Annotated in this window: 21 protein-coding genes and 1 rRNA gene; 14 read left to right on the top strand and 8 right to left on the bottom strand. The window is 37.9% G+C overall.

Annotated features, from left to right (window positions below; translation table 11 throughout):
- A 5S ribosomal RNA gene (gene rrf, locus ACIP9C_RS20360) occupies window positions 1-93 on the top strand; the annotation flags it as partial.
- Between the two features lie 170 nt (window positions 94-263).
- Here the strand turns inward: rrf and ACIP9C_RS20365 are convergent.
- Window positions 264-935, bottom strand: coding sequence for a LytTR family DNA-binding domain-containing protein (locus tag ACIP9C_RS20365; RefSeq protein WP_401013822.1), 672 nt, complete (start codon window positions 933-935; stop codon window positions 264-266).
- 214 nt (window positions 936-1,149) lie between these two features.
- Here ACIP9C_RS20365 and aceA point away from each other — a divergent pair, with 214 nt between their 5' ends.
- The 3 genes from aceA to ACIP9C_RS20380 all read left to right on the top strand — a co-directional run bounded on the left by aceA (window position 1,150) and on the right by ACIP9C_RS20380 (window position 5,576).
- Entirely contained in the window at window positions 1,150-2,433 is a 1,284-nt protein-coding gene (gene aceA, locus ACIP9C_RS20370; protein WP_340821414.1) for an isocitrate lyase, read from the top strand.
- Between the two features lie 98 nt (window positions 2,434-2,531).
- A complete protein-coding gene (aceB, locus tag ACIP9C_RS20375) occupies window positions 2,532-4,130 on the top strand; it encodes a malate synthase A (protein WP_401013825.1) in 1,599 nt (532 codons plus the stop codon).
- 276 nt (window positions 4,131-4,406) lie between these two features.
- Complete coding sequence (locus tag ACIP9C_RS20380; protein ID WP_401013828.1) at window positions 4,407-5,576, top strand: pyridoxal-phosphate-dependent aminotransferase family protein; 1,170 nt, start codon at window positions 4,407-4,409, stop codon at window positions 5,574-5,576.
- 46 nt (window positions 5,577-5,622) lie between these two features.
- Here the strand turns inward: ACIP9C_RS20380 and ACIP9C_RS20385 are convergent, their stop codons facing one another.
- Complete coding sequence (locus tag ACIP9C_RS20385; RefSeq protein ID WP_401013831.1) at window positions 5,623-6,288, bottom strand: O-methyltransferase; 666 nt, start codon at window positions 6,286-6,288, stop codon at window positions 5,623-5,625.
- A 122-nt stretch (window positions 6,289-6,410) separates the two neighbouring features.
- Here ACIP9C_RS20385 and ACIP9C_RS20390 point away from each other — a divergent pair, with 122 nt between their 5' ends.
- From ACIP9C_RS20390 to ACIP9C_RS20415, 6 genes are all read left to right on the top strand, one after another.
- The gene (locus tag ACIP9C_RS20390; protein ID WP_401013834.1) at window positions 6,411-7,298 is read left to right on the top strand and encodes a LysR family transcriptional regulator; all 888 of its coding nucleotides are present in this window, start codon (window positions 6,411-6,413) and stop codon (window positions 7,296-7,298) included.
- A 95-nt stretch (window positions 7,299-7,393) separates the two neighbouring features.
- The gene (locus ACIP9C_RS20395; protein WP_401013837.1) at window positions 7,394-7,789 is read left to right on the top strand and encodes a GntR family transcriptional regulator; all 396 of its coding nucleotides are present in this window, start codon (window positions 7,394-7,396) and stop codon (window positions 7,787-7,789) included.
- 1 nt (window position 7,790) lies between these two features.
- Window positions 7,791-8,888 (top strand): DUF1648 domain-containing protein, encoded by a 1,098-nt coding sequence (locus ACIP9C_RS20400; RefSeq protein WP_401013840.1) that lies wholly within the window; start codon window positions 7,791-7,793, stop codon window positions 8,886-8,888.
- Window positions 8,889-9,252: 364 nt separating this feature from the next.
- Complete coding sequence (locus ACIP9C_RS20405) at window positions 9,253-9,927, top strand: response regulator transcription factor (protein ID WP_401013843.1); 675 nt, start codon at window positions 9,253-9,255, stop codon at window positions 9,925-9,927.
- Window positions 9,924-11,294, top strand: coding sequence for a HAMP domain-containing sensor histidine kinase (locus tag ACIP9C_RS20410; RefSeq protein WP_401013846.1), 1,371 nt, complete (start codon window positions 9,924-9,926; stop codon window positions 11,292-11,294). The genes ACIP9C_RS20405 and ACIP9C_RS20410 overlap by 4 nt, the downstream gene beginning before the upstream one ends.
- 72 nt (window positions 11,295-11,366) lie before the next feature.
- On the top strand, window positions 11,367-11,771 hold the full coding sequence (locus tag ACIP9C_RS20415) for a hypothetical protein (protein ID WP_401013848.1): 405 nt from the start codon (window positions 11,367-11,369) through the stop codon (window positions 11,769-11,771).
- Between the two features lie 156 nt (window positions 11,772-11,927).
- On the opposite strand, the gene ACIP9C_RS20420 is transcribed toward ACIP9C_RS20415, so the two are convergent.
- Window positions 11,928-13,865 carry an SEL1-like repeat protein gene (locus ACIP9C_RS20420; RefSeq protein ID WP_401013850.1) on the bottom strand — a complete coding sequence of 646 codons (1,938 nt, stop codon included), beginning with the start codon at window positions 13,863-13,865 and terminating at the stop codon, window positions 11,928-11,930.
- A 153-nt stretch (window positions 13,866-14,018) separates the two neighbouring features.
- Between ACIP9C_RS20420 and ACIP9C_RS20425 the strand changes: the two genes are divergently transcribed.
- The 4 genes from ACIP9C_RS20425 to ACIP9C_RS20440 all read left to right on the top strand — a co-directional run bounded on the left by ACIP9C_RS20425 (window position 14,019) and on the right by ACIP9C_RS20440 (window position 18,020).
- The gene (locus ACIP9C_RS20425; protein WP_401013853.1) at window positions 14,019-14,717 is read left to right on the top strand and encodes a glycosyltransferase family 2 protein; all 699 of its coding nucleotides are present in this window, start codon (window positions 14,019-14,021) and stop codon (window positions 14,715-14,717) included.
- Window positions 14,718-14,817: 100 nt separating this feature from the next.
- Window positions 14,818-15,078 (top strand): metal-sensitive transcriptional regulator, encoded by a 261-nt coding sequence (locus ACIP9C_RS20430; protein ID WP_010857552.1) that lies wholly within the window; start codon window positions 14,818-14,820, stop codon window positions 15,076-15,078.
- A gap of 362 nt (window positions 15,079-15,440) precedes the next feature.
- Window positions 15,441-16,586, top strand: a complete 1,146-nt coding sequence (locus ACIP9C_RS20435) for a transglutaminase domain-containing protein (protein WP_401013857.1) — start codon at window positions 15,441-15,443, stop codon at window positions 16,584-16,586.
- A gap of 141 nt (window positions 16,587-16,727) precedes the next feature.
- Entirely contained in the window at window positions 16,728-18,020 is a 1,293-nt protein-coding gene (locus tag ACIP9C_RS20440) for a transglutaminase domain-containing protein (protein ID WP_401013860.1), read from the top strand.
- 30 nt (window positions 18,021-18,050) lie between these two features.
- Here the strand turns inward: ACIP9C_RS20440 and ACIP9C_RS20445 are convergent, their stop codons facing one another.
- From ACIP9C_RS20445 to ACIP9C_RS20465, 5 genes are all read right to left on the bottom strand, one after another.
- The gene (locus ACIP9C_RS20445; protein WP_401013863.1) at window positions 18,051-18,998 is read right to left on the bottom strand and encodes an N-acetylglucosamine kinase; all 948 of its coding nucleotides are present in this window, start codon (window positions 18,996-18,998) and stop codon (window positions 18,051-18,053) included.
- Window positions 18,995-20,509: an argininosuccinate lyase gene (gene argH / locus ACIP9C_RS20450; protein WP_401013866.1), complete on the bottom strand. Its 1,515-nt coding sequence runs from the start codon at window positions 20,507-20,509 to the stop codon at window positions 18,995-18,997. The genes ACIP9C_RS20445 and argH overlap by 4 nt, the downstream gene beginning before the upstream one ends.
- A 26-nt stretch (window positions 20,510-20,535) precedes the next feature.
- Window positions 20,536-22,257, bottom strand: coding sequence for an ABC transporter permease (locus ACIP9C_RS20455; protein WP_401013869.1), 1,722 nt, complete (start codon window positions 22,255-22,257; stop codon window positions 20,536-20,538).
- Between the two features lie 12 nt (window positions 22,258-22,269).
- Complete coding sequence (locus ACIP9C_RS20460; protein WP_340821392.1) at window positions 22,270-23,340, bottom strand: ABC transporter ATP-binding protein; 1,071 nt, start codon at window positions 23,338-23,340, stop codon at window positions 22,270-22,272.
- 66 nt (window positions 23,341-23,406) lie between these two features.
- Window positions 23,407-25,194, bottom strand: a complete 1,788-nt coding sequence (locus ACIP9C_RS20465; RefSeq protein WP_401013873.1) for an ABC transporter ATP-binding protein — start codon at window positions 25,192-25,194, stop codon at window positions 23,407-23,409.
- Window positions 25,195-25,740 lie beyond the last annotated feature (546 nt).

Genomic DNA, 25,740 nt, shown 5'->3' on the forward strand with positions numbered 1-25,740 from the left:
CACACCCGTTCCCATACCGAACACGGAAGTTAAGCTCTTTAGCGCCGATGGTAGTTGGGGGCTTCCCCCTGTGAGAGTAGGACGTCGCTAGGCAAATAAAAACCTGAGAATATATTCTCAGGTTTTTTTGTATTTAAAGCATTCTGTCTGAATAAGCCCCGCTGAAATCATATTGAGGCTATTCGACAGACTAGAAAATTGTCTAGTAATCATTCGTTGACAATCTGGAGCAGCTGTTTATGCAGCTGTTTTTATTTTGTCTATTAAAATTCAAGGGCGTTTCGCAAGTTATTAAGATAGGATTGGCTGACTGGTAGTTCTGTCCCGTCTTTTAACGTAACGATAAAATTGGAAGTGAGATCACGCGCCATCTTTTTTATGAAGTGAATATTAACAATATAAGATCGATGAATGCGAATAAAAAATGGTGGTAGTCGCATTTGTAGCTCCTTGAGAGTAATACTTGTTTTAAACTGTTCCTTTTCTACATAGAACCATGTTTTTTTCTGCAGGCTTTCGATATAGGATATTTTTTCAATGGCAACAGGGTTCCATTCTTCCTCTCGCTTACCAGTTAAGAATTGATACGGTTCTAATTTCTGTGCAGTAAAAGTTGAAGGTAAAATAACTACTAATGCAGCTAGGGTGTCCTGTATATGTATTGGATAGCCAATACCGTAATACGGTGTTCCGAATAAGGTATTATCTAAGATTGCGTCTGTGCGTTTTTTTGTTTGTAATACTTGCTCTGCGATGCTGCCTAGCTCGACTTGCCGCCCTGCTTCTAAGTGAATACTGTGCGATCCAGAGTGAAAATAGATATAGGAGTTTTGAACAGCAATGGCGATGGACGAATTTGTTGGAATCCAGTCTTGTAACATCGTAATAAATTGTTGTGAAATATCTTTTTGTAAAGAATCTAATTCATTATTCATTGTGATTATCCCCCTTGTTTGTAAACAGTTTACCAAATTTTGTCGCTAAAAAAGGTAGTTTTATCATTAAAATTCGGCATTTTATCTAAAAATAATGAAAATTCAGATGTACTGTTATATATTAATTTACAACAAATAAACCTGTTATGGAACAGATTTTAAAAAGTTTTTTAACAGAGTATATTTTATACAAAGGGGAAGGTGGAATTTCAATATGTCAACACGTCAAGAAAAAATCCAAGCTTTAGAAAAACAATGGGCAGAAAACCCGCGTTGGGCTGGTATTGAGCGCGCATATACAGCTGAAGAAGTAGTTAAATTACAGGGGTCTGTTGTAATTGAGCAAACTTTAGCAACTAAAGGTGCTACACGACTTTGGAAATCCCTACATGAAGAGCCATTCATTAATGCATTAGGTGCACTAACAGGTAATCAAGCGGTACAACAAGTAAAAGCAGGATTACAAGCAATCTACTTATCAGGCTGGCAAGTAGCTGCCGATGCTAACCTTTCAGGACAAATGTATCCTGACCAATCATTATACCCAGCTAACTCTGTACCAGCTGTAGTAAAACGTATTAATCAAGCACTACAACGCGCTGATCAAATCGATCATGCTGAAGGTCGTGTAGATGACTTTGATTGGTTTGCTCCTATCGTTGCAGATGCTGAAGCTGGTTTCGGTGGTCCTCTAAATGTATTTGAACTTGTAAAAGGAATGATTGAGGCTGGAGCTGCAGGTGTTCATTTAGAAGACCAATTAGCTTCTGAGAAAAAATGCGGGCATTTAGGAGGGAAAGTATTACTTCCTACACAAAATGCTGTTCGTAACTTAATTGCAGCTCGTCTAGCAACAGATGTAATGGGCGTAGATACAATTCTAATCGCACGTACGGATGCTGATGCAGCAGATATGGTAACTTCAGATATCGATCCACGTGATGCAGAATTTATAACTGGTGAACGTACACCTGAAGGCTTCTTCCGTACAAAACCAGGCATCAAACAAGCAATTGCACGCGGTTTAGCATATGCACCATACGCGGATTTAATCTGGTGTGAAACGTCTAAGCCATCACTTGAAGAAGCACGCGAATTTGCAGCAGCGATTCATGCTGAATTCCCAGGTAAAATGCTTGCTTACAACTGCTCACCTTCATTTAACTGGAAAGCAAACCTTTCAGAAGAAGAAATCGCAGAATACCAACGTGAGCTCGGAAAATTAGGATACAAATTCCAATTCGTAACATTAGCAGGCTTCCATGCATTAAACCACTCTATGTTTGAGCTAGCTCATGACTATAAAGATAACGGAATGGCGGCATACTCTAAACTACAACAAGCTGAGTTTGCTTCTGAATCTAAGGGCTATACGGCAACTCGCCACCAACGTGAAGTAGGTACAGGTTACTTCGATGATGTGTCACAAGTTATTTCAGGTGGTACTTCTTCAACAACAGCAATGGCAGGATCTACAGAAACTGAACAATTCGTTTAATTCAATTACGTTAATTCCTAAATTCATAATCATAGATAAGTTTCCCTCGCACCTCCTAAGCGGGGGGAACTTAAATCACGAGAGTGGGGGAACTACTAATGGAACAGGTAACTACAGGTAAGCTTAATATTGTTGGGGAACAAAACGAGCAAACAAAAGAAATTTTAACACCGGAAGCCCTTGAGTTTGTTCTTGCCCTGCATGAAAAGTTCGATGCTCGTCGTAAAGAGCTTTTAGAGGCTCGTCAAGAACGTCAAAAACGTCTTGATGCTGGTGAGAAACTCGACTTCCTACCAGATACAAAGCATATTCGTGAGGGAGATTGGACGATAGCGCCACTGCCAGCAGATTTACAAGATCGACGAGTAGAAATTACTGGACCAGTAGACCGCAAAATGGTTATTAATGCGTTGAACTCTGGTGCGAAAATGTTCATGGCTTGTTTTGAGGATGCATCTGCTCCGACATGGGAAAACATGATTGCTGGTCAAATCAATATGCGTGATGCCATTAATAAGACTATTGAATTTACACAAGCGTCAAATGGTAAAACATATAAATTAAACAATGAAACAGCTGTATTATTAGTACGTCCACGTGGTCTTCATTTACTGGAAAAGCATGTACTAGTGGATGGAGAACCTATATCAGGTAGTTTCTTTGATTTTGCTCTATATTTATTCCACAATGCTAAAAATGCACTAGCAAAAGGTACAGGTCCATACTTCTACCTGCCAAAGTTAGAAAGCCATTTAGAGGCTCGATTATGGAATGATGTTTTTGTCTTTGCACAGGATTACATTGGTATTCCACAAGGTACAATTAGAGCTACAGTTTTAATTGAAACAATATTGGCTGCTTTTGAAATGGATGAAATTTTATATGAGCTTCGCGACCATTCAGCAGGTCTGAACTGTGGCCGTTGGGATTATATTTTCAGCTATATTAAACGCCTGCGCAATCAACCTGACGTGATTTTACCTGATCGTGGTCAAGTAACGATGACAGTTCCATTTATGAAGGCTTATACATCTTTATGTATTCAAACATGTCATAAACGTAACGCACCAGCTATGGGCGGTATGGCGGCGCAAATTCCTGTTAAAGGGGATGACGAAGCGAATGCAGTAGCATTTGCAAAGGTTGCTGAAGACAAACGTCGGGAGGCAACTGATGGTCATGATGGAACTTGGGTAGCACACCCTGGTATGGTCGCAACGGCTATGGAGCAGTTTGATGCAATTATGGAGACACCAAATCAAATTCATAAAAAACGCGAAGATGTGAATGTTAAGGCTGAAGATTTAGTGGCTGTTCCAGAAGGTACAATTACACTTGAAGGTCTTCAAATTAACTGTAGTGTTGGAGTTCAGTACATTGCTTCTTGGTTACGAGGCAACGGTGCTGCACCAATTAACAACTTGATGGAGGATGCTGCAACAGCAGAAATCTCCCGTACACAAGTATGGCAATGGATTCGTCATCCAAAGGGTATTTTAGATGATGGAAGAGGTATTACATTAGCATTCGTGCTAGAAATTTTGGAAGAAGAGCTTGTGAAAATTAAAGAGGCTGTTGGGGAACAGGCTTATAACAGCGGTCGCTACGATGAAGCTGCTGAGCTGTTTAAATCTTTAATTGAACAAGATGAGTTCGTGGAATTCTTGACACTTCCAGGCTATGAAAAATTAAGTTAATTGATAGGAATCTACTAACGAACATATCCTACTTTTCTAAAATACAGTGGGCTGAACTCGAATGCAGCTCACGAATTCTACTAATGTAACGAGCGGGGTCTGTTCCCCTGTTCTTTACTTATACACAATGAGCATTGTTTAATAAAAGGGGTCTACTTATATTAATAGTAAGTAATGAGATTTAAAAATGGGGTGCAAGATGTCTTACGAGCTTAGATGGGGGGCTTGTAAGGCATTTTTCTATACACGGGAAGATATATTAAAGGGGGAAAAGAAATGGGTAATAAGGAAATGCTATTAATTCCTGGTCCTACACCAGTAGTTGATGAGATATATGATGCTTTGGCGAGCGAGACGCGTGGGCATACAGATCCACGATTTGTTGCGATTTATAAAAATGCATTAGCACAGACAAAAGAACTGCTCCAAACGGATGGCGAGGTGTTTGTACTAGCAGGCTCAGGAACGCTAGCAATGGAAATGGCGATTGTCAATACAGTGGGCAAGGGAGAAAAAATACTTGTCATTAGTCATGGGTATTTTGGGGATCGTTTTACACCTTTAGCAACCGCCTATGGTATTAAGGTAGAAGTGCTACAGGCAGAGTGGGGTAAACAAGTTGAACTAGCTGCTGTAAAGGCAAAATTAGCTGGGGGTAATTTTAAAGCAGTCACTATTACTCATGCAGATACATCTACAGGTGTTGTCTCAGATTTAGATGCATTAGTTCCAATTATTAAAAAAGCGGGGGCTCTTGTAATTTTAGACGGAGTTGTTGCAACAGCCGCATTGGATGAAAATATGAATAAAGTATATGGGCACTCTGACTATAAATTAGATGTTGTATTAACTGGTTCACAAAAGGCTATTGGCGTACCACCAGGATTAGCAATTATTGCGTTTAATCAATCTGCTTTAAAGGCCCGCGAAGCACTTGGAACGATACCAGCATACTACTGCGATATTGAAAACTGGATACCAGTTATGAATGATCCAGGAAAATATTTTGCAACACCACCTGTGAATTTAATTTATGCCTATGATGTTGCTATGAAGATGGTTTTAGATGAAGGGATTGCAAAGCGTGAGGCCCGCCATAACGCATATGGGCGTGCTGTGCGTTTCGCATTATCTACGTATGGCATGGTGGCACTTGCAGATGAGACTGTAGCAGCACCAACTTTAAGCTGTATGCTCTATCCTGAAGGGGTAGAGGATGCCAAGTTCCGAGCAAAGCTTGCAGAAAAAGGCGTCATAGTTGCCGGTTCTTTGGCACATTTAGCAGGTAAAGCATTCCGCATTGGACATATGGGTAATACAACACCTGCTATGCTCGAACAAGCAGTGAAACTAATCGGTGAATCACTCATTGAATTAGGACAAGTAGTTGCAGTAGAAGAAGCGGTCGCACGTTTGAGAGAAGAACTAGCGGTAGTGACTATGTAATAGTAGAGGGAGATGTCTCATGAATACATGAGACATCTCTTTTTCGTTATTTAACGATCGCTAGCACGAAACCGTCATATCCTTTAATTCCAACGGTTTGAATGGCTGTAGATTCGATACGTGGTTCTTGTTCTAATAAATCTATAAATCGACGCACACCTTGTACTCGTTCATCTTCGTTTTTATCATCGATGACTTCACCGTTTCGCACTACATTATCAGCAATGATAAGTGCTCCACTATTCGCTAATTCTAAAGCCCATTTTAAATACTGAGGATTATTTGGTTTATCTGCATCAATGAAAATAAGGTCGAATAAATGTCCTGAATTTTTAATTGTAGGCAATGAATGCAATGCATTTCCTACAATCACTTCTACTTTGCTGCTACAGCCTGCTTTTAGGATGTTTTGCTTCGCCACTTCTGCATACGTTGGTTCAATCTCTAGTGTGTAAACCTTTCCTGATTCAGGGAGCGCACGAGCAAGCCATATACTACTGTAGCCACCAAGAGTACCGATTTCTAAAATGTTTTGAGCACCTTTTATTTTTGCTAGCAGGTAAAGTAATTTCCCTTGTGTGGGTGATACATCAATTTCAGGAATGCCAGCATTTTTATTTGTTTGTAGGACATTCTCCATTGTTTCATCAAATGGAATTAGCTTATTTATAAAATATTCATCCACGTCATGCCAAACATTGTTTGTTAACATAGTATAATTCCTCGTTTCTATAGTGATTTAAACTGCAAATAAAGTGTATGATAAAATGAACTATAATAAAAATATATAATAATTACTAATTCATAACTTTAAATTATGAGTGAGGAGAGGGCATGAATAGTCACGCATTAAAATTATTTTACCAAGTAGCTAAAACAGGTAGTTTTACAAAGGCTGCTGAATTATTGCATATTAGTCAGCCAGCAGTTTCTAGCCAAATTAAAAGGTTCGAGCAGGAAATAGGCGTATCATTGTTTAAACAACAAGGCAGAGGCATAGTATTGACTGAATTCGGTGAGGCGTTAGCGGAAAAGGCGCAAAATCTTATTTCTCTTGAGCAATACATTGAGTCATTTATTGAAGACTATCGCCTTGCAAGGACAGGGTCTATTCATATTGTTGCTACTTATTTACCTGCTAATTTTTTAATTCCGAAATGGGCAGCTACTTTTAAAGGCTTAAACGAAGATGTTAATTTAGTTGTTACAACGGCCAATACAAAAGAAGCATTTGAGCAGCTTATACACTATAAAGCAGATATTGCTATTTATGGAGGTGGAATATCTGAGAGACCTGAGGAAGTATTATGGGAGGAGCTCTTTGAAGATGACCTGTGGTTTGTTGTGGCACCTGAACACCCTTATGCAAATCAAACTATTTCTATAGCGGATATGATGAAGGAACCTTTTATTATGCGCGAGGAAGGGAGCTCCATGAGAGATCACCTCTTTTCACTCTGTGAAACCCATCAAGTAAATCCTCCAAAAATTGCACTGCAATTTAGTGGAATAAATGAAACAATTCGATCGGTTATGGCTGGATATGGCGCAATTTTTATTTCATCACTTGCGGTTAAAGAGTATGTTCATAATGGGCAATTGGCAAGAGTATTTGTACAGGGGATTCATAGTAAACATAAAGTTGCTATTTGTACAAGGAAAAATGAGAAGCAAAGTTTACTTGTAAATAAGTTTATTGATACGATAAAAAATTCTTTATAGAAAAATTGAAGTCCTTACGAGATACCCCAATTTCTCTATGCATAAAACTTGAATTTTGTTATACTAATTGTATAACAAATATGGAGCTGATATAGATGTTTATTCAAATAGAGCCCTTATCGGATGTGCCTATCTATGAACAGGTTACACGGCAAATTATAGAGGGTATTGCAAGGGGAGACATGGGACCAGGAGATATGTTACCATCTGTGCGTAGTTTAGCGGCTGATTTAGGTGTTAATATGCATACTGTTAATAAGAGTTACCATGAGCTTGAGGCGAAGGGAATCATCACAATTCGTGCTAAATCAGGTGCAATTATTCGTTCAACTGAGGAGCGTGCATTAACGCCAGAACAGTTACAGCAGATTGAAAAAAACTTAAAGCCTGTTGTGGCAGAAGGAATGGTGCTCGGCGCAACAGCTGATCAAATTGAGCACATGATGAAAAAGGTATTTGCAGATTTGCAACTGCCAATAGAAGGGGTGTAGCATGCTACTAGGTATTTTTACAATTCTGTATATCATGACATTAGCTATGCAAATCTTTGTCCCTTATATTGTACGTGAAACAATCGTATTTGGAGTTACCGTACCTGAACAACATGTAAAGCATTCTGCATTAGCTATTGCGAAAAAGCGTTATGCGCAAACAGTAGGTCTTTTTGGGGCGTTAATTTTAATTATTATGCTTGTGTTTTATTGGTTACTCGCTCCTTCTGAAAGTGAACAAGGTATTCTTTTGCTTAGCTGCTTATTTGGAATGCTAGCTGTCAGTATGGTGCTATACTGGTTTAACCATCAACAAATAATGAAGTTGAAAATACGTGAGCAATGGGGCATAAATATAAAACAAGTGAGAGCAGTCGATTTAACAGCCCGTAGCCGTGATGAAATACTACCTTGGCCATTTTATGTGGTACCTATAGGTGTCACTGTTTTTCTTATCCTATTTACGTTGTTGCATTATGATCAAATACCAAATGCTGTTGCGGTACATTGGGGACCAAGCGGAGCGGCAGATGCGTGGCGAGAAAAAACATATTTTTCAGCGATTGCGCTACCACTAGTCATGTTAATGATGCAATGTATGATGTGGGGCACTGCTGATTCACTAAAGCGTTCGGCGATTCGATTGTCTATTAATCGTCAGCAGGAGTCTTTGGAAAGCGAATTAAAAACACGAAAATTTATGAGCTGGAATATAGCGTTAGTCAGCTATAGTTTAACAGGATTATTAACAATACTGCAGTTAAGTAATATCTACCCTTCAATGGCTGAAGGAAAAAAACTACTTCCATTATTTCTGGCTTTTCTTATTTTAATAATAGGCTCAGTACTTGTTTATGCATGGAAAAAGCGACAGTTACGATTGAATTATAAGGATAATGTGGTGTCAGAGTTAATGGATATTGATGAGGATCGTTATTGGAAGGGCGGTCTTATTTATATGAATCGTCAAGATCCATCTGTGTTTGTGGAGAAGCGTTTTGGTGTAGGTTGGACAATGAACTTTGCAAACCCAAGAGGCTATATCGTCATTGGCTTGCCACTACTTATATTGCTGTTGGTTTCTATATTTTCATTATAAAATAAAAAGGCTGTCAAAAAGCGTAAGTGCCAGTCACTCAAACAATTACACTGCTAGCAGTGGGTGCCAAGTAAAAATTCACGAAGACTCCTGCGGGAACGCACAGAATGTTAGACGCAACAAACCGCGTGTAGCGAGGGTTGCGACTTACACTGTGCCCGCGGAAAGCGGAGTGTATTTTTGCGCAGAAAGAAGTCAATAGCAAGTGCCAGTCACTCAAACAATTTACACTGCTAGCAGTGGGTTTTTACGTAGCAAGTCATATATTATTGTTAGACTGGCTTATAGGTCAGCCTTTTTTTCATAAAGCGTAAGTTAGGAACTGAACTCCTAGTGCAATATATTGAATGGGGGGCAAGGATAAATGAAAATTTTAGTGGTCGATGATGACGTCCATATTTTACAGTTAGTCAATATTTATTTAACGCGAGAGGGCTATCAAGTATTACAGGCAGAGAATGGCGAGCAAGCTTTGCAATTGCTTGATGGAAATATGCCCGATTTGGCAGTTGTTGATGTTATGATGCCAGGAATGGATGGCTTTACTCTAACTGAAATTTTAAGTAAGGATTACGATATACCGGTGCTGTTATTAACGGCAAAAGGAGAGCTTGAAGATAAGGAGCGTGGCTTTTTAGCTGGTTCAGATGACTATGTCGTTAAGCCGTTCGAGCCAAAGGAGTTGCTATTTCGTATTGCAGCGATTTTACGTAGGCTTGATAAAAAGAATCAAGTAACAATACAGGTTGGTAAGCTCGAAATTGATCGACGTAGCTTTGAGGTTACAATTGGTGGAGAAACACTTATTTTGCCCTTAAAGGAATTCGAGCTATTGGCGCTACTTGCATCTCGTCCAAATCAAGTATTTACACGTAGCATTATTATGGAGCAAGTATGGGGCTACGATTATGAAGGGGACGAGCAAACGTTAAATACACATGTGAAGCGGATTCGCGAGCGCTTGCATCGCTATGATACAAATGTTGAGATTACAACGGTACGTGGCGTCGGTTATAAGCTTGAGGTTAGTGCGACATGAAGACGTTATATAGTAAGTTTGTTGTCACAACTATGCTCATTATGATTGGCAGTTTATGTATTGGGTTTTTAATGACGAATACGTATTATCATCAAGTGACTAAAGGAAAAAATGATGCTAAAAATGTTGCGATTGCAGAGGATATTGTCGAATATATCGAATCAGCGAAGCAAATGGATTTAGATAGCTATTTAACAACACTTGGAGAGATTGGTTATCAAATTTATGTTACAACGGGAGAGGAACATCGCTTTTTTGGCGGCGAATACCGAGATAAAAAATTGTCGGCAGATGTTATCCAGCGTGTATTAGAAGGGGAAGTTTATCATGGGATGCGTGATTTCCCAAAAGAGACCTTTATGACAGGCTTTTTTGCGAACGAACTCATTAATACCATTGGTGTACCCTTTACGTATAATAACGAACAATATGCACTGTTTATTAGACCAGATATTCGATTGTTGTTCTCTGAGGCACATACGCTATTAGGAGGTCTTATCCTTGGAATGGCTGTGCTAAGTTTACTTGCCATGCTGCTATTTGCAAAGGCACTAATTAGACCGATTACACAGTTAACAGAAGCAACACATCAACTGGCACATGAAAAGTTTGATACGTTGCTTGAAATAGATCGAGCGGATGAAATTGGACAACTGGCAGATAGCTTTAATGTGATGACAGAAAAATTACAGGAAAATGATAGAATTCGTAAACTATTTATAAGCAATGTATCCCATGACTTTCAATCGCCTTTATTGAATATTCAGGGCTATGTAGATTTACTGAAGAACCCTACGCTTTCTGAACCTGAACGACAAGAATATGCGACAATTATAGAACTAGAAACGAAGCGCCTTTCGACATTGACGAAGCAACTGTTACTCCTAACATCACTCGATCAATCGACAAGAATGCTAAAGAGAGAACCGTACAATTTAGATGAACAATTGAAGGAAACTGTGCGCAAATATCGTTGGCAGTTAGAAGAAGCTAATGTGCAATTATCGTATCAGATTGAGCCAGTAACATATAAAGGTGATGCAGGGCTACTACAAAATGTATGGGATAATTTATTAACAAACGCCATTAAATACAATGTTAATGGGGGAGAAATTCACATACATCTTCAAGAACAATCTACTTTCATAGAAGTGTTAATAGAGGATAGTGGCATTGGTATGAATGCTGAGCAATTGCAAAAGGTATATGACCGTTTTTATCGAGCTGACGAGTCAAGAACAAAACAGGGGACAGGTCTCGGCCTTGCCATTGTAAAACAAATTGTTGAATTGCACGGTGGGGAAGTGCAAATGAAAAGTGCAATGAACGAAGGGACAAGCGTTTGTATACACCTACCAAAATTGTAATATAGAGTTCATGTAAAGTTCATGTTCAATCGATAAACTTCTATGTAAGTTAAAACTTGGAGGAGTTATCGTATGGAACAAAAATGGAGTTTACGTCTTATTCGACTCGCGGCGATTTTTGCTTTAGTGGGTACGTACTTAGGTTCGCATATGTCAGGATCAGGTAGTTATGAATTTCGACCAATTCACGCGCACGTTTTACTCGTTGGCTGGTTAAGTATGTTTGCATGGGGCATTTTTTACCGCGCATTTAAAGTGAAATCACAAAAATTAGTAGCGTTACATGGCTGGACAGCGATTATTGGAGTTTTTGGCTTAACACTTGGTATGTGGTTCTACAATATTAATCCTTTTAACTTTGGTCATACATTTACTTTAATTTTCTTTATTGTAGGTGGCACCACTTTGTTAATTAGTTTTGCATTATTTATTATTGTGACATTTATGGTAAATCAAAAAGAGGAAATGAAAAATTAATATAAAACCGCGCCAGTATTAGACGCGGTCAGTGTGTAGGCAAATTCAAAGCAATTTGAGTTTGCCTATATTTTTTTTAGAGTAACCGTTGATTTCGTTCAAGAAGAGGGCTTGCCATTGCATTTAAACTAGAGTCAGTAGTCGCCTAAGCATATATCAATTTAAATGCTCTAGTGATTTTTTAAGCCAACGTGTTGCCTCATTATAATCTTGAGCTACGCCCTGTCCTTTCTTATAAAGCATGCCGAGCTGAAACTGGGCTTTTTGGTGACCCTGATTTGCAGCAAGCCGATAAAGTTGGGCTGCCCTCGCAAAATCTTTAGGGACACCTTGTCCATTGCTATGCATTTGGGCTAACTGGTATTGGGCTTTGGCATGTCCTTTAGATGCTGCTTGTTCAATCCATCTAGCTGCCTCCGTGAAATCTTGTTTCACTCCTGTGCCCTTATCAAATAAATTACCAAGTTGATATTGAGCCCCTGAATGCCCTTGAATAGCAGCAAGTCTATAGCAACGTCTAGCCTCATCTAAGTCTTGGGAGACGCCCAATCCTTGTTCATATAATAACCCTAATTGATATTCAGCTTGAATATGAGATTGGTCTGTTGCAGCTCTCCACCATTGAACTGCTTTGTCATAATTCAATGTTACACCAACACCGTTTGCATATAACAAACCAAGTTCGAATTGGGCATCAGCATAGCCTTTTTCAGCGGCAATTGTAAAATACTGTAATGCTTTGTCAAGCTGTTGAAGCTGATAGACGAAAAGAAGGCCAAGCTCATAGCCAGCACTAATATGCCCATTGTCAGCGGCAAGCTGAAACCATCTTTCCGCACGCGTGCTATCTTTTTCTTTTTCGTAAAGCAGGCCGAGACAATATTGGGCATTGGTATGCCCTTTATGTGCCGCCAGTTTAAACCACTTTATCGCTTCGATGTGATCTTGCTGTATGCCCTGTCCTGTATTGTATAGTAAGGCCAATTGAAACTCTGCATTCGTATGGTCTTGAAGTGCGGCTAGGTGGAACCATCGCGCAGCTTCCTCAACATTTTGTGAGATGCCACGGCCTTTAAGATACATATAGCCAAGGTTATACTGTGCACTTGCATCTCCAGCAAGTGCTGCCATTTCAAAATAAGCTATAGCCTCCTCAAAGCTTTGTTGTACACCAGTTCCATTATGATAGAGAAAGCCAAGATTATTTTGTGCACTTGTGTTACCTTGATTGGCTGCTGAAATATACCATTTTGCTGCCTCTTCAAAATCAATAGCAAGGCCGAGCCCTTGATTGTAAAGTACACCAAGATTATACTGTGCGTCGGCATTTCCTAAATCTGCCGCAGACTTATAATAATGGGCGGCCTCTTGATAATTTTGCTCAACACCTTGTCCTAAATGATAAAGCACCCCTAGACTATAAAGTGCATTGGCATCAAGTTGTGCGGCTGCTTTCTCATACCACAACTTCGCTAAAGCATAGTCTTTTTGAACACCTCGACCGTGATTATAAAGGAAGCCTAAATTGTATTGTGCACTTGAATTGCCCTTTTTTGCGGAAATTTCAAACCAACTAGCAGCATGTTCATAGTCTTTAGCTGAGTACTGATCGAGCATCTTCGTATCAAGTGGTGGCAATATATCTTCAAATTTAGGAAATTTTCGAGTCGAAATAGATGCTTTCAGGCTACGATCATAACGGTGAATAAACCATTCAACGATATCGCTAACATAATCGAGGACAATTTTAGCTGCCTTCGCTTCAACGATGTCATTGTTGCTAGTACTTGTCATTTTAAATACAAGCTCCATTAATAAATAAATACGACGTGGATGAATTTTTGATATAAAGTTACGATTATTTAATAGTGTTCGGATATTTTTTAGTTTAGGTTTCGCTTGCATTTCCAGCTCGTAAAAGTCATAGACTACCTCCTCAAGGACGAGGCGTGACTTTTGTAAAGAAATTGAAGGCTGTGTAATAGCGTGGCTACTAGCATCCTGTAAGCTTTGCGCTATATGTGTAAACGATAAAATATGTAATTTTTCACATTGATCGTGAAGGATATCGTATTGTATGACGATTGTACTCACCTCTTCTTAAATAACGGTAACAGTCTTTTTTTCATATATCGGGAAATTATTAGTGTTATTGATCATTTTCCACAGAATTCCTCAGTTGAATTGTCTTCGGTATGATACTATTTGATTTAAGAGTTAGTTTATAGTCTTTGGGGGGATTGATGGATGAAAAAAATTGCAGCAATTATTCCAACATTTAATCCGCAACATTCATTTATAACATTTGTACATCAATTATTAGCCACCTCAGTTACTCAAGTCGTTATAGTTAATGATGGTAGCGATAAAAAATATGAAAATATTTTTGAAGAGTTAAAGAAAATAGATAGATGTAAAGTTCTCCAACATGAACAGAATATTGGGAAGGGTGGAGCGTTAAAAACGGCCTTCTCCTATATTCGGTTTAAACGAGAGGGTTTTCAGGGTGTTCTCACAGTAGGGGCGCACGGACAACATACGTTAGAGGATATTAAATTAGTATTGACTATGACAAAAGTGTTCTCTGAAGGCATTGTCTTAGGAATACGCAATTTCCATTCCTCTGATAGTACGTTCTTTTCGTATTGGGGGAACAGAGCAACTAGTTTATTGTTTGAATTATTGTTTCATAAAAAGCTAATGGATACACAAACAGGCTTGCGTTACATAGAGGTCAAAGAATTACCATGGCTTATAGAGGTGGAAGGTGATCGTTTTGAATACGATACAAATATGCTCGTCGCGGCCCTAAAAAGAAAATGTCCAATTTTCGAAGTAGAAATTGGGCAGCTACGCATAAAAAAGAATTCGATTATTCAATACGATGAATTAACACATACAGGTACAGTAATGGCCAAGATGCTTATAAAATATTTGAAACCGTAGTAAGAGTAATGCAACACGTGTATTTCTAATAATTTGTGCTAGGATAAGAATAATAATTACTCAACTTGACGCAGCGAGTATAAAAGAAGGGGTAATGAATGTGGAATATTCAGATCAAGTGAAAAATCGTGTGAAGCGAATGGAAGGCCAACTACGCGGTATTTTAAAAATGATGGAAGAAGAAAAGGATTGCAAAGCCGTTATTACACAATTATCCGCAGTGCGCTCAGCGGTAGATCGCACAGTAGGTGTAATTGTTAGTACAAATTTGTTAGAATGTGTACAAAATGCTGAGGGTGACGGCGAGAAAATGAATGAAGTTATTCAAGAGGCGGTAAATTTAGTTGTCAAAAGCCGTTAGTATCCAAAGTTAAAACATTTTTAAGCTCTTACCTTATATAAAAGCTTGTTAAACGACAAGTCTCGCCTCTTTTAGTTTTTGTCGGAGAATCGTAAGCCTCTTTTTTGCAGAGGCTTATTTGTCTTAGTTTCCGATAGAAGCTATCATGGCGGGGCTTGTTTCGTTATTAGTGAAAGTTAATGAATTTGCAAAAAAATACTTTTAATTATTAGATTTATGATTAAGATAGGTTTAAAAACCTAAATGCTTACTTCGATAAATGTAGAAAAAGGTCATATGTAGTGAACTTGTATGATGGATTTAAAGTAATATTCTCTTTTATAATTAGGATAAAGATATTATAAAAGAGAAGGTGAGTTATTTTGAAAAAATGGATATTAAGCAGTGCGACATTGTTGATGTTAAGCCCAACAGTAGCCCATGCACAAAGTCAGCCTTTAAACATGCAAGCACCAATTGCTTACAATGTGGTGGCAAGCGCAAAGATAGAAACGTTCGATCAACTAACAAATGAAATAGCAAAGCAACTGAACAATTTTGCTACAGAAATTAAAGTTACATATAGTGGTTCAATGACAAGCTTCGATAAAAAGTTAATGGAAGCATTTGAAACGGCACAGCAAAAGGCTACTTATGCCAGTGGTCATCTTCAAGGAATAACTATGACTGCTGATTCCACAGGAAACGTGACCTATAAAGTGAAATACTTTACGACTCCAGCACAAGAATCTGCAGTTCAGAATAAAATTGATGGCATATTAAAAACAATTATTAAGCCATCCATGACACAATTTCAAAAAGTAAAGGCAGTAAATGATTATATAGTGTCAAATACTACTTATGGTACAAAAACGAAGGCGAGTCCACATAGCGCATACGCATTATTATTTGAAGGACAGGCTGTATGTCAAGGTTATGCTTTATCTGCATATAAAATGTTAGAGCAAGCAGGGATTGAAACAAAATATGTAGTAGGCTATGTGAATGGTAATGAAGCACATGCTTGGAATATGGTGAAGGTTGATGGCAAGTGGTATCACCTTGATACAACATGGAATGATCCGTTGCCAAATCGGATAGGGGCTTCTTCGTACGATTATTTCCTTGTAACTGATGCTCAGCTAAAGAAAGACCATAATTGGATTACTTCAAATTATCCTGCAGCAACAAGTACAGCATATAATTTTATGCAAAATGTACATTTTGCACACCAAATCAATAATACTTTATTCTTTAGTAACACAGCAGATAATGATAAATTGTATAAACTCGATTTGGTAAGTGGTAAGAAGACTAAGGTAATTGATACGCGAGCACTTTATATTACAGGTGTTGGAGACAATCTTTATTATAGCGATTATAGTAATAGCGGTTACTTAACAAAACTAAATTTGAAAACATTAAAATCGGGTGTAGTTGTTAAGCAATCAGTATCTGATTTAATGATTAACAGCGGATATTTAGTATATAAAGTTAATGGTAAAGAGCAAAAGCTGAAAATTAACTAATTTATAGTGTGCTAAACAGAAAGCTTCTATATCACATGTTCAATGCATATATATTTATAAGCACAAAAGGGCTCCTAATTGAGTTCTTTGTGTTTTTTTTGTATATAATGAAAGTAGTGAAACTGTGTGAGGTGAAGATTTTTGTGGAAAAAGCTAGCTATTATTGCAATACTTATCATTTTCTTGGAACCAATTTATACAGCGGGTAAAGCGACAGTAAAACAGGTCATTACTTGGGCAAATAATGATGACATTGAAACGGTGCTATTAGCAACAAAGGAGAAAATTGTTGATGTTACCACTAAATTTTCAGAAGATGCCTCAATACAAACAGCAAACCCTGAAGATGTGAAGGAACAAACGCTAGCCGTTACTTCTCCGGTCGTACAGCAGCCTGAGACAAAGCTTGTTGTTACAAATGCCAAGGAAATGGCGGATGCGATGTATGCCTATTATAGTAGCTTTTCACCAACCTATGAGATTCAATATAAGGGAAGTACAGAGCGAATCGAGAAGATTGTAGAAGAGGCCTATGACAGCGCAATAAAAAGAGATGATTTCGTGTATGGGCATATTAGTAAGCATTCCATACGCTTTGAATATGGGAGAAAAACAGCCAAAATTTTTGGGGAGCAAAGCTATTTAATGACGCCAGAGCAAGCAGCTTATGTTGAGATGAACGCTCAAGAAATAGTAGCCACAATTGAAAAAAGCGCGAAAACAGATGTGGAGAAGGTCAGAGCCGTTAATGATTATATAGTAGCAAATACGGCTTATACAGAACAAACGAAGTCAAGCCCACATAGTGCCTATACCGTGCTTGCTGAGCATGGCGGTGTTTGTCAGGGCTATGCGTTATTAGCACATACATTGTTACAAAAACTTGGCTTGGAGACTCAATATATTGTTGGATATGTCGGTAAAGAAGGGCATGCTTGGAATTTAGTGAAACTTGACGGTCAATGGTATCATCTTGATACAACGTGGAATGATCCTGTGCCTGATCGGAACGGTGCCATAAGGTATCAATATTTTTTAGTAGATGATCGCACAATGGCGCGTGATCATACATGGATAGCAAATGATTATCCAAAAGCAACAAGTACCATTTATAGCTACTATCAAGATATCGATTTTCCGGCACAAGTAGGAAATCAGTTGTTTTATAGCAGTATTTCTGATGACAATAAGTTGTACGTGCTTGATATGACTACAGGAAAAGCGCAGCGTGTCACTAAAACGCGTGCGCAATATATTGTTTATGCAGATGGATGGCTATACTTTAGTAATTATTCGCATGGCGCTTATTTAACAAAAATTCGCCCTGATGGAAGCGGTGAACAAGTGTTAAATAGAGAAGACACAAAGGATTTATTTATTAAGGACGGCTATTTATATTTCATGACAGATGAGCTAAAGAAAATGCAACTATAATTTATCGATTGAATGTAAGGGCGTATGACATTAAACATTGTCATACGCCCTTTTTGTCCGATTAATAATGTAATGTATAGGCTGCTGCTGACACAAAAAAACTTGAATTTGTGGGTACATTGAGGTCATTTTCTGGGAAAATGTTTTTAAAATTAGCGGGTTATGCTTTATAGCGCCACCATTACAATAGAAGTGAAATGGCTCGCCTTGATAACCAATTTTCTTTAATACCGCACAAGCGAGAAGCACTAACTCATGAGCAGCCTGTAAAGAAATATGAGTAGCGCAAGCATCTTTCTTAGCAACTGCATCGGCTAAAAATGCACCCATTTTTGCTAATTGTGCATTCGTATAAGATGGGCGGAATAGCCATACGGCTAGCTCCGTGACATCTTGAATACGTAAATAGTTATAGACGGCATCTTTTAATATCGTTTCCTCTCCTCGTCCATCCTCCATGCGAAAAATGGCTCGTAAAACTTCCTGCCCTAGCCAATAGCCACTACCTTCATCCCCTGCACGATGGCCCCAGCCACCAGAACGTGCGATATGGACACCATCGAATGCGTATGCAATTGCACCAGTTCCAGCTATGAGTAGTGCACCAGCCTGTCCAGCAGTGACACCTAATAAGGTGGCTTCAGCATCATTTTCGATGATAAGCGTCTGAATGTGTAGCTGTGCCGCCGTAATTGCATTATGGACAATTCCCATAACATTTTTATGATCATTTGGAGAATCAATCCCAGCCATAGCAAACGTGGCGACAGCGATTTTTGAGTTAGCTTGCGCTTGTAAAAATACACGAGCTTTTGCTAATAATGTTCGTAATATATCCGTAGCAGGCTCCACTCCTATAGCCTGGTAATTGGATCCTCCTAATGATGTTGTATATTTAATTTCACCTGACTCGGCATGTACGATTGCACATGCCGTTTTAGTTGCACCACCATCAATAATTAACAGCCATTCATTCATTGATCCCATTCCTCTATAAACAAAATTAATTGTTTTTCTGCCTCCGTAATGGCAGATTCCTTTTGTTGAACCCAGTCAAATAAGGTGTCTGCCTTTACCTTTGCTCGTTCAATTGATGCTCGCATTGTTTCAGGCGAAGGACCACCTAATAATGTTCGTACACTTACAAAAAACTCTGGTTTTAAGGTGTGATAAAAATCATCTTCAGAAATAATTAAAGGTTTGCCAGTAACCAACTTGGATTGTGTATTAGCTAGCCCCCATGTCAGACTAGCGAGCGATTCTTCACCGTGAGCAAGCAATACTTTAATGCACTTACTGACGATACTATGGGCTTGGCGGAATGAAATACCTTCGGAGCGGACTAAAGTATCAGCCAGTTCTGTTACATTTGCAAAACTGTTTTCTGCGCGGTTTCGGAGCTTCTTCTTGTTTACATCCATTGTGACAACGAGTGAGCCAAATAATTTGTAAATACCTATTAATCGATCTATAGCTCGCCATAAATATGGTTGCATATCGTCCTCTGTGTCCACGATATCACCAAACGGTGTATTATGTACCATTTGTAGAACTGTGCTAGCGTCTCCGACTACTGCAGATAGTAATGAGCGTGTATGTTCAATGGACACAGGGTTACGTTTTTGCGGCATAATCGAGCTAATTTGAACGTATGGGCTAGCTAGTGTAAATGCGTTAAATTCCTGTGTAGCCCATAATAAAAAGTCCTGAGATGTACGACCGAGGTTAAGGGCGGCAAGCTGTACAATACTTGCTGCTTCAGAGATATAGTCAGCACCAGCAACCGCATCCCAGGCATTTTCGATAATTTCATCGAAAGCTAATAAGTCTCGCATGCGCTCACGGCTAATGTTAAAGCCTGTAGTCGTTAAGGCTGCTGCTCCCATGCTACTACGATTAACTGTTTGATAGCAATGCTGCATGCGCTCAAAATCTCGATCGAGTTGATCGATTACGGCTTTTAAATAATGTGCAAAAGTGGTTGGTTGTGCTTGTTGCGTATGTGTATAGCCAATCATAATTGTATCGATATGCTCTTCAGCTGAAGCAATTAAATCACCTCGTAATTTAAGTAATTCCCCCATAAGCATTAATAACTTCTTGCGCAATGTCATTCGGTAAATGGCGATACCCATATCATTACGACTTCTACCAATATGGAGATTTCCAGCAACGTCACCAGCAAGTTCTATTAGTTTATTTTCAATGCGGAAAAATAAATCCTCGTATTGCGGGCTATAATCTTCTATTCGATAATAGTTCAAGTCTAGTTTTTTTAGCGCCATAGCAATTTGTTTCGCTTCTTCTTTTTTTACTAGTCCTTGTTCTTCTAACATTTTTAAGTGAGCAATATTAATTTGAAGCATAATCGTTAAAAAGTTTTTCTTCGCTTCGTCATAAGCTGGTTGCAAAACAATTTTCCGATAAATATTTGAAGGGAAAGTCATTCCATCCTCCTGCTGGATTTTGTTGCGGAAATCTTCAAACATATGAATGGCCTCCTATAGGATGACAGTTAGATGGCTGTGCCAGCACTGCCCTTTGATAGCTTTTCGGAAATAATGAGCACAATTAAAATTAAGAAAATCTGTAAAACGCCATAAGCACATGCAGTTCCAAATTTAAAGGCATATAATTTTTGAAATATAGCAACAGAAAGCGGGATTGTAGAAGTACTGTAAATAAGAATAGAGGCTACGAACTCACCTAAACTTTGAACAAGTGCTAGCAGAGTTCCAGCTAATATTCCCGAAAAAGTAAGCGGTAGTACGATACGTCTAAACGTATACCACCAATTTGCACCTAGACTTCGCGATGCCTCCTCGATAGACTGATCTAATTGTACGAGGGAAGCTGATGTTGAACGAAAAACGAGTGGTAAATGTCTAATAAAATAAGCTAATGGTAAAATCCAAAATGTACCGATAAGTACTTGGTTAAAGGCGAAAATATTTTCAGTACTAAAGGCTGCAATTAAATTGACAGCAACTACAGTCCCAGGCAATGCCCAAGGAACCATAATTAAAATATCAAGCAATGTTTTACCTTTAAAATTTAGGCGAACCATCGCATAGGCAGCTGCAACCCCAAAAATTACATTACCGAACGTTGCGACGATGCCCATTTGTATAGAGTTCCAAATAGGTCTCCATGTTCGTTCGTCAGTAAATAGCGCTATATAATGGTCGAGTGTGTAGTCGGTGGGGAGAATTTGAGTTTTCCAGGCACCATCTACTGAAAAGGAAATTAAAATAAGCACTAATATTGGTAAAATTAAAATAAGCGTACCGCCAAAGGAAGCAATTGTAGCAATCATTTTCATCCATTTTGAGGATACTTCAGAGCGATGAACGCTAATTCCTTTACTCAAATTTTGATAGTTTCTACGATTTTGGTACCAGCGCATAATGATTAAAAATGAAATGGACACAAAAGATAAAATCATTGACTGTGTAGCGGCCATCCCCAAATTACCATTTGTTCGTGATAAGTATATTTGCATGGTCATTGTTCGTTCTACACCAAACATTAACGGCGCAGTATAGGATGCCATAGATATCATAAATACAAGTAATGCAGATGCAATGATAGAAGGTGTTAGCATCGGTAATATAACCTTTGTCCATACACGAATACGCCCTGCGCCTAAACTAGTTGCTGCTTCCTCTAATGATGGATCCAATCCTTTAATAGCAGCCGAAGCGGTTAAATAGAAGTATGTGTACATCGTAAATGTATGTACAACGATTACACCCCATATGCCTTTTAAAGAAAAGGGTACTTGTTGTAGTCCGAATAAATGTTGGATTGCACGTGGGAAAATTCCACTTTCTCCGTAAAGAAAAGTAAATGAAAGTACGCCAACAAGCGGTGGAAGAGCCATTGGCACTAATACTAAAATGGATAGTATACGTCTCCCAGGGAAATTATAGCGTTCCAATAAAAAGGCCATTGTAACGCCAACAATTGCACAGCAAATAACACTAATAATAGATATATATAAACTAGTCCAGAGCGCCTCGAGATTCGCAGGGCTAGCAAGACTAAAAAACTTTTGATAATGAGTAAGTGCATTATCCTCTGGAAAGCTCTGAAGAAATGTTTGATAGAAAGGATAAATTACATAGGCAAACAACACTAAAAACAATGGTGAAATTAAAATATAAACAAACCATTTCGATTGTGTTAGCCGTGTCCAAGCATTATTTTGATAAGATTGTACAGGTGGTTTTTCCATATGGTATGCCTCCTATTCTCCTAAAAAATAAAGTGATTCACGGGCTATATTTAATGTAATGTCTTCGCCAATATTTTTTAACTGAGCGTTTGTATTAATTATCATGACTTTCAACGAGAAATCGATAAAATCGACAATATAATTCACGCTTATTCCTGTAAATTCAACAAAAGAAATGGTTCCTGTTAATGTGTTTTCACCAGGGCCTTGATTAACGGTCTCTGGACGAATCGAAATAAACACGTTGTCTCCAATCATATGCGTTAAATTAGGGGAGCTGTGTTGCTTTCGCCCAGTTAGAACAAGTCCGCTCTTCGTTTTTACTTGTATTTCATCATCATGAATAGCAATTGTTGTCGCTTCAATTAAATTCGTTTCCCCAATAAAATCGGCAACAAAGCGGTTTAATGGACGATTATAAATCTCCTGAGGTGTGCCAATTTGTTTCACATATCCATTATCCATCACCATAATGCGGTCCGACATAGCCATCGCCTCCATTTGATCGTGCGTTACATAAATTGTTGTGACGCCTAGCTCAGATTGAATTCTTTTGATTTCAATGCGCGTTTCCTCTCGTAATTTCGCGTCTAAATTCGACAAGGGCTCATCAAGTAATAAAATATCGGGCTCAATGACAAGTGCTCTTGCCAATGCTACGCGTTGCTGCTGACCGCCAGATAATTCATTTATTTTTCTATTTCCGTATTGTGCAAGATGCACGAGTCCTCTAATACGATCGACTTTTTGTTTTATCTCAAATTTTGAGAACTTTCGTACTTGTAAACCAAAGGCAATATTTTCATCTACTGTCATATGCGGAAAAAGGGCGTAATTTTGAAACACCATACCGATATTTCGTTTGTTTGGCTGAAGCAATGTCACATCACGATCATCGAAATAAATTTTCCCTTCAGTAGGGTAATAAAATCCTGCAATCATTCGTAATGTGGTTGTTTTCCCGCAACCACTAGGACCGAGGAAAGTGAAAAATTCACCTGTTTTAATATCGAGATTTAAATCTTTCACGCCATGTACTTTCCCAAATTGCTTAGAGACATTTTCGATTTTGACATTTTTCAAATGAAATGCTCCTTTCTATTTTGAAAAGATGGGGATGCTATTGCAATCAACTTTTCGCATAAATGTCTAAGTAGAATACTTATTAGCCTGTAATTGATACAATTCTGAAAAATATCCCTTTTCATTCAATAACTCTTGCATTGAACCTTCTTCAATTATTTGCCCATGTTGCAATACAAGGATTCGATTAACCATTTTTAAAGCAGATAATTTATGCGTTATTAATAATAATGTTTTTGTTGCTGAAAGGTCAGTTAATGTTTCAATCATATGGTGCTCACTCCTTGCATCAAGAGCTGCCGAAGGTTCATCTAAAATGAGAAATGCTGCATTTCGGAAGTAAGCTCTTGCAATAGCTACCTTTTGCCATTCACCGCCTGATAGTTCTGTGCCGTTATCAAAATTTTTACTTAAAATTTGCTCATACCCTTGCTCGAAACTTGCAACTAAATCATTAAGAGCGCTTTGCTCGGACACGCTAGCTAACCTTTCATAATCATTAGTACTTTCCGTATGACTAATCATAATATTTTCTTTAAAGGATAACTGATAACGGGAAAAGTCTTGAAACACAATACCGATTATTTGACGATAAGAATCAATATTATATTCTGCGATATCAATGCCGTTTAATTCTATTTTTCCTTCAGTTGGTTCATAAAATCTTGAAATCAGCTTAACGATGGTAGATTTCCCAGCGCCATTTTCTCCGACAAGTGCGATTTTTTCTCCCATGTTGATAGTAAAATTAACTTGATGAAGTATCAATTTAGAAGAATTGGGGTATTTAAAAGATACATTTTTAAAAACTAATGTAAAATTATTTTTTTCTAAGGACAAAATCTCTTTGCCTGATTTTATATCTGATTGTAACGATGTGAATTTAAAATATTTTTCCATATAAAGTAATGTGTCATATAGTAAGCTCGAATTTTCGATAAAACCCGCCAAACTTTGCCGTGCAAGTAAAACAGAAGAAGAGAAAATTAGTATATCTCCTGCAGTAAATGTGTTATTTAGTACGCCTTTGACTACCCACCAAAAACTTAGGCCAATCCCTGTAATTCCAATTCCTACAAATACAACAGAGAAGATAGCTTGTTTATATCTGATTTTTTTTACTTCTGTATGAATTTTATTGAATGTCACCATATATTTATTAATAAAAAAGGCGACCGTGTTATATATTTTCACTTCTTTGATGTGTTCTTTTGAAAGCATTACTGAGCTATAATATTGCATCTTTCTAGATTCTGGACTATTCATTACAAGAGTTTCAAATGCATCTTTTTGTAATTTATATGTAACGATAGCCTGTGGAACTATGGCAACAAAAATAATGAAAGCAATCAAGATATTAAAGTTCGTCAATAGCACCAACATAGAAATGCCAGTTATGACACTACTAATCATGCCAGAAGTAAAAACGATGAGGTTTACTGGCCTCCATGCAGCCTCTTGCTCAAGTATTTGTATATCATCATAAAATGCTGGATTTTCGAAGTAGAATAATCCCTTTATATCTGAAGATTTCTCCATTAAAGATTTGTTTAAGTTGGCAATTAATTTATCAGTCATTAAGCCTTGAAAAGTCATTTCAATGGGGCCTAATATAGCATTCATAAATGATACTATTATCCAAGATAGTACAAAGAAAATGATGATAGAATAAACGATAGTGTTGGTAGTAGAAATGGCATCAATTAATCCTTTTGAAAACCAAATAGTTAGAGAGGGTAGTATTGCTTGAAAAGGAATTATAATTAACAAAATAATAGAATATAACTTTGAAGCTCCCCAAAAAAGAGGGAAGGTTTTTAGGGTAAGTTTGAAATAAGAGTAGATTGTATTCATGATTCTTCACCTAATTATATAGTATATATTTTATTTATATTCCAATTTGTTTTACGCGTTTTTAATCAATTGTCAACGGACTGCAAAGAATAAACACAGGTTTCTAAAGTTACATCAATGAAATGCGTCTCATTAAAGGAGGGAGTGTATATAAAAGATAAAATAAAAAATCCCCTTTAAGAAATTATAAAAAATAATGTAATATTTACATTTATAAGTTCTAAAAGAGGATATTAAATTACTTGGTTTAGGATTCATATAATTCATTGTGATATACCTTATGAATTCCTCCTTTACTTTAAGTTAAATTATAATAATTATAAACTGAATAATCAGAAAAGACAAATTGTTATAAAATTAGACAAGGATAAAATTTTAATAATAGATAAACACTGCTGTTGATTCCCGTAGTGTGCGGCGTTTTTTGGCGGGCATACCGTAAGCCGCAATCCTCGCTATTTCACGGTTCGTTGCGGCTCACGTTGCGTGCGCTCCCGCAGGTGGTGTCGCCCTCCAATTCAATCAGCTGAAAAGGTAATAATAATC

The organism is Lysinibacillus sp. NPDC093210, assembly GCF_044753985.1.
Lineage (GTDB): Bacteria > Bacillota > Bacilli > Bacillales_A > Planococcaceae > Lysinibacillus.

Coding starts and splice junctions, on each gene's coding strand:
- ACIP9C_RS20365 (WP_401013822.1), bottom strand. CDS start 935: ATGAATAATGAATTAGATTCTTTACAAAAAGATATTTCACAACAATTT.
- aceA (WP_340821414.1), top strand. CDS start 1,150: ATGTCAACACGTCAAGAAAAAATCCAAGCTTTAGAAAAACAATGGGCA.
- aceB (WP_401013825.1), top strand. CDS start 2,532: ATGGAACAGGTAACTACAGGTAAGCTTAATATTGTTGGGGAACAAAAC.
- ACIP9C_RS20380 (WP_401013828.1), top strand. CDS start 4,407: ATGGGTAATAAGGAAATGCTATTAATTCCTGGTCCTACACCAGTAGTT.
- ACIP9C_RS20385 (WP_401013831.1), bottom strand. CDS start 6,288: ATGTTAACAAACAATGTTTGGCATGACGTGGATGAATATTTTATAAAT.
- ACIP9C_RS20390 (WP_401013834.1), top strand. CDS start 6,411: ATGAATAGTCACGCATTAAAATTATTTTACCAAGTAGCTAAAACAGGT.
- ACIP9C_RS20395 (WP_401013837.1), top strand. CDS start 7,394: ATGTTTATTCAAATAGAGCCCTTATCGGATGTGCCTATCTATGAACAG.
- ACIP9C_RS20400 (WP_401013840.1), top strand. CDS start 7,791: ATGCTACTAGGTATTTTTACAATTCTGTATATCATGACATTAGCTATG.
- ACIP9C_RS20405 (WP_401013843.1), top strand. CDS start 9,253: ATGAAAATTTTAGTGGTCGATGATGACGTCCATATTTTACAGTTAGTC.
- ACIP9C_RS20410 (WP_401013846.1), top strand. CDS start 9,924: ATGAAGACGTTATATAGTAAGTTTGTTGTCACAACTATGCTCATTATG.
- ACIP9C_RS20415 (WP_401013848.1), top strand. CDS start 11,367: ATGGAACAAAAATGGAGTTTACGTCTTATTCGACTCGCGGCGATTTTT.
- ACIP9C_RS20425 (WP_401013853.1), top strand. CDS start 14,019: ATGAAAAAAATTGCAGCAATTATTCCAACATTTAATCCGCAACATTCA.
- ACIP9C_RS20445 (WP_401013863.1), bottom strand. CDS start 18,998: ATGAATGAATGGCTGTTAATTATTGATGGTGGTGCAACTAAAACGGCA.
- argH (WP_401013866.1), bottom strand. CDS start 20,509: ATGTTTGAAGATTTCCGCAACAAAATCCAGCAGGAGGATGGAATGACT.
- ACIP9C_RS20455 (WP_401013869.1), bottom strand. CDS start 22,257: ATGGAAAAACCACCTGTACAATCTTATCAAAATAATGCTTGGACACGG.
- ACIP9C_RS20465 (WP_401013873.1), bottom strand. CDS start 25,194: ATGAATACAATCTACTCTTATTTCAAACTTACCCTAAAAACCTTCCCT.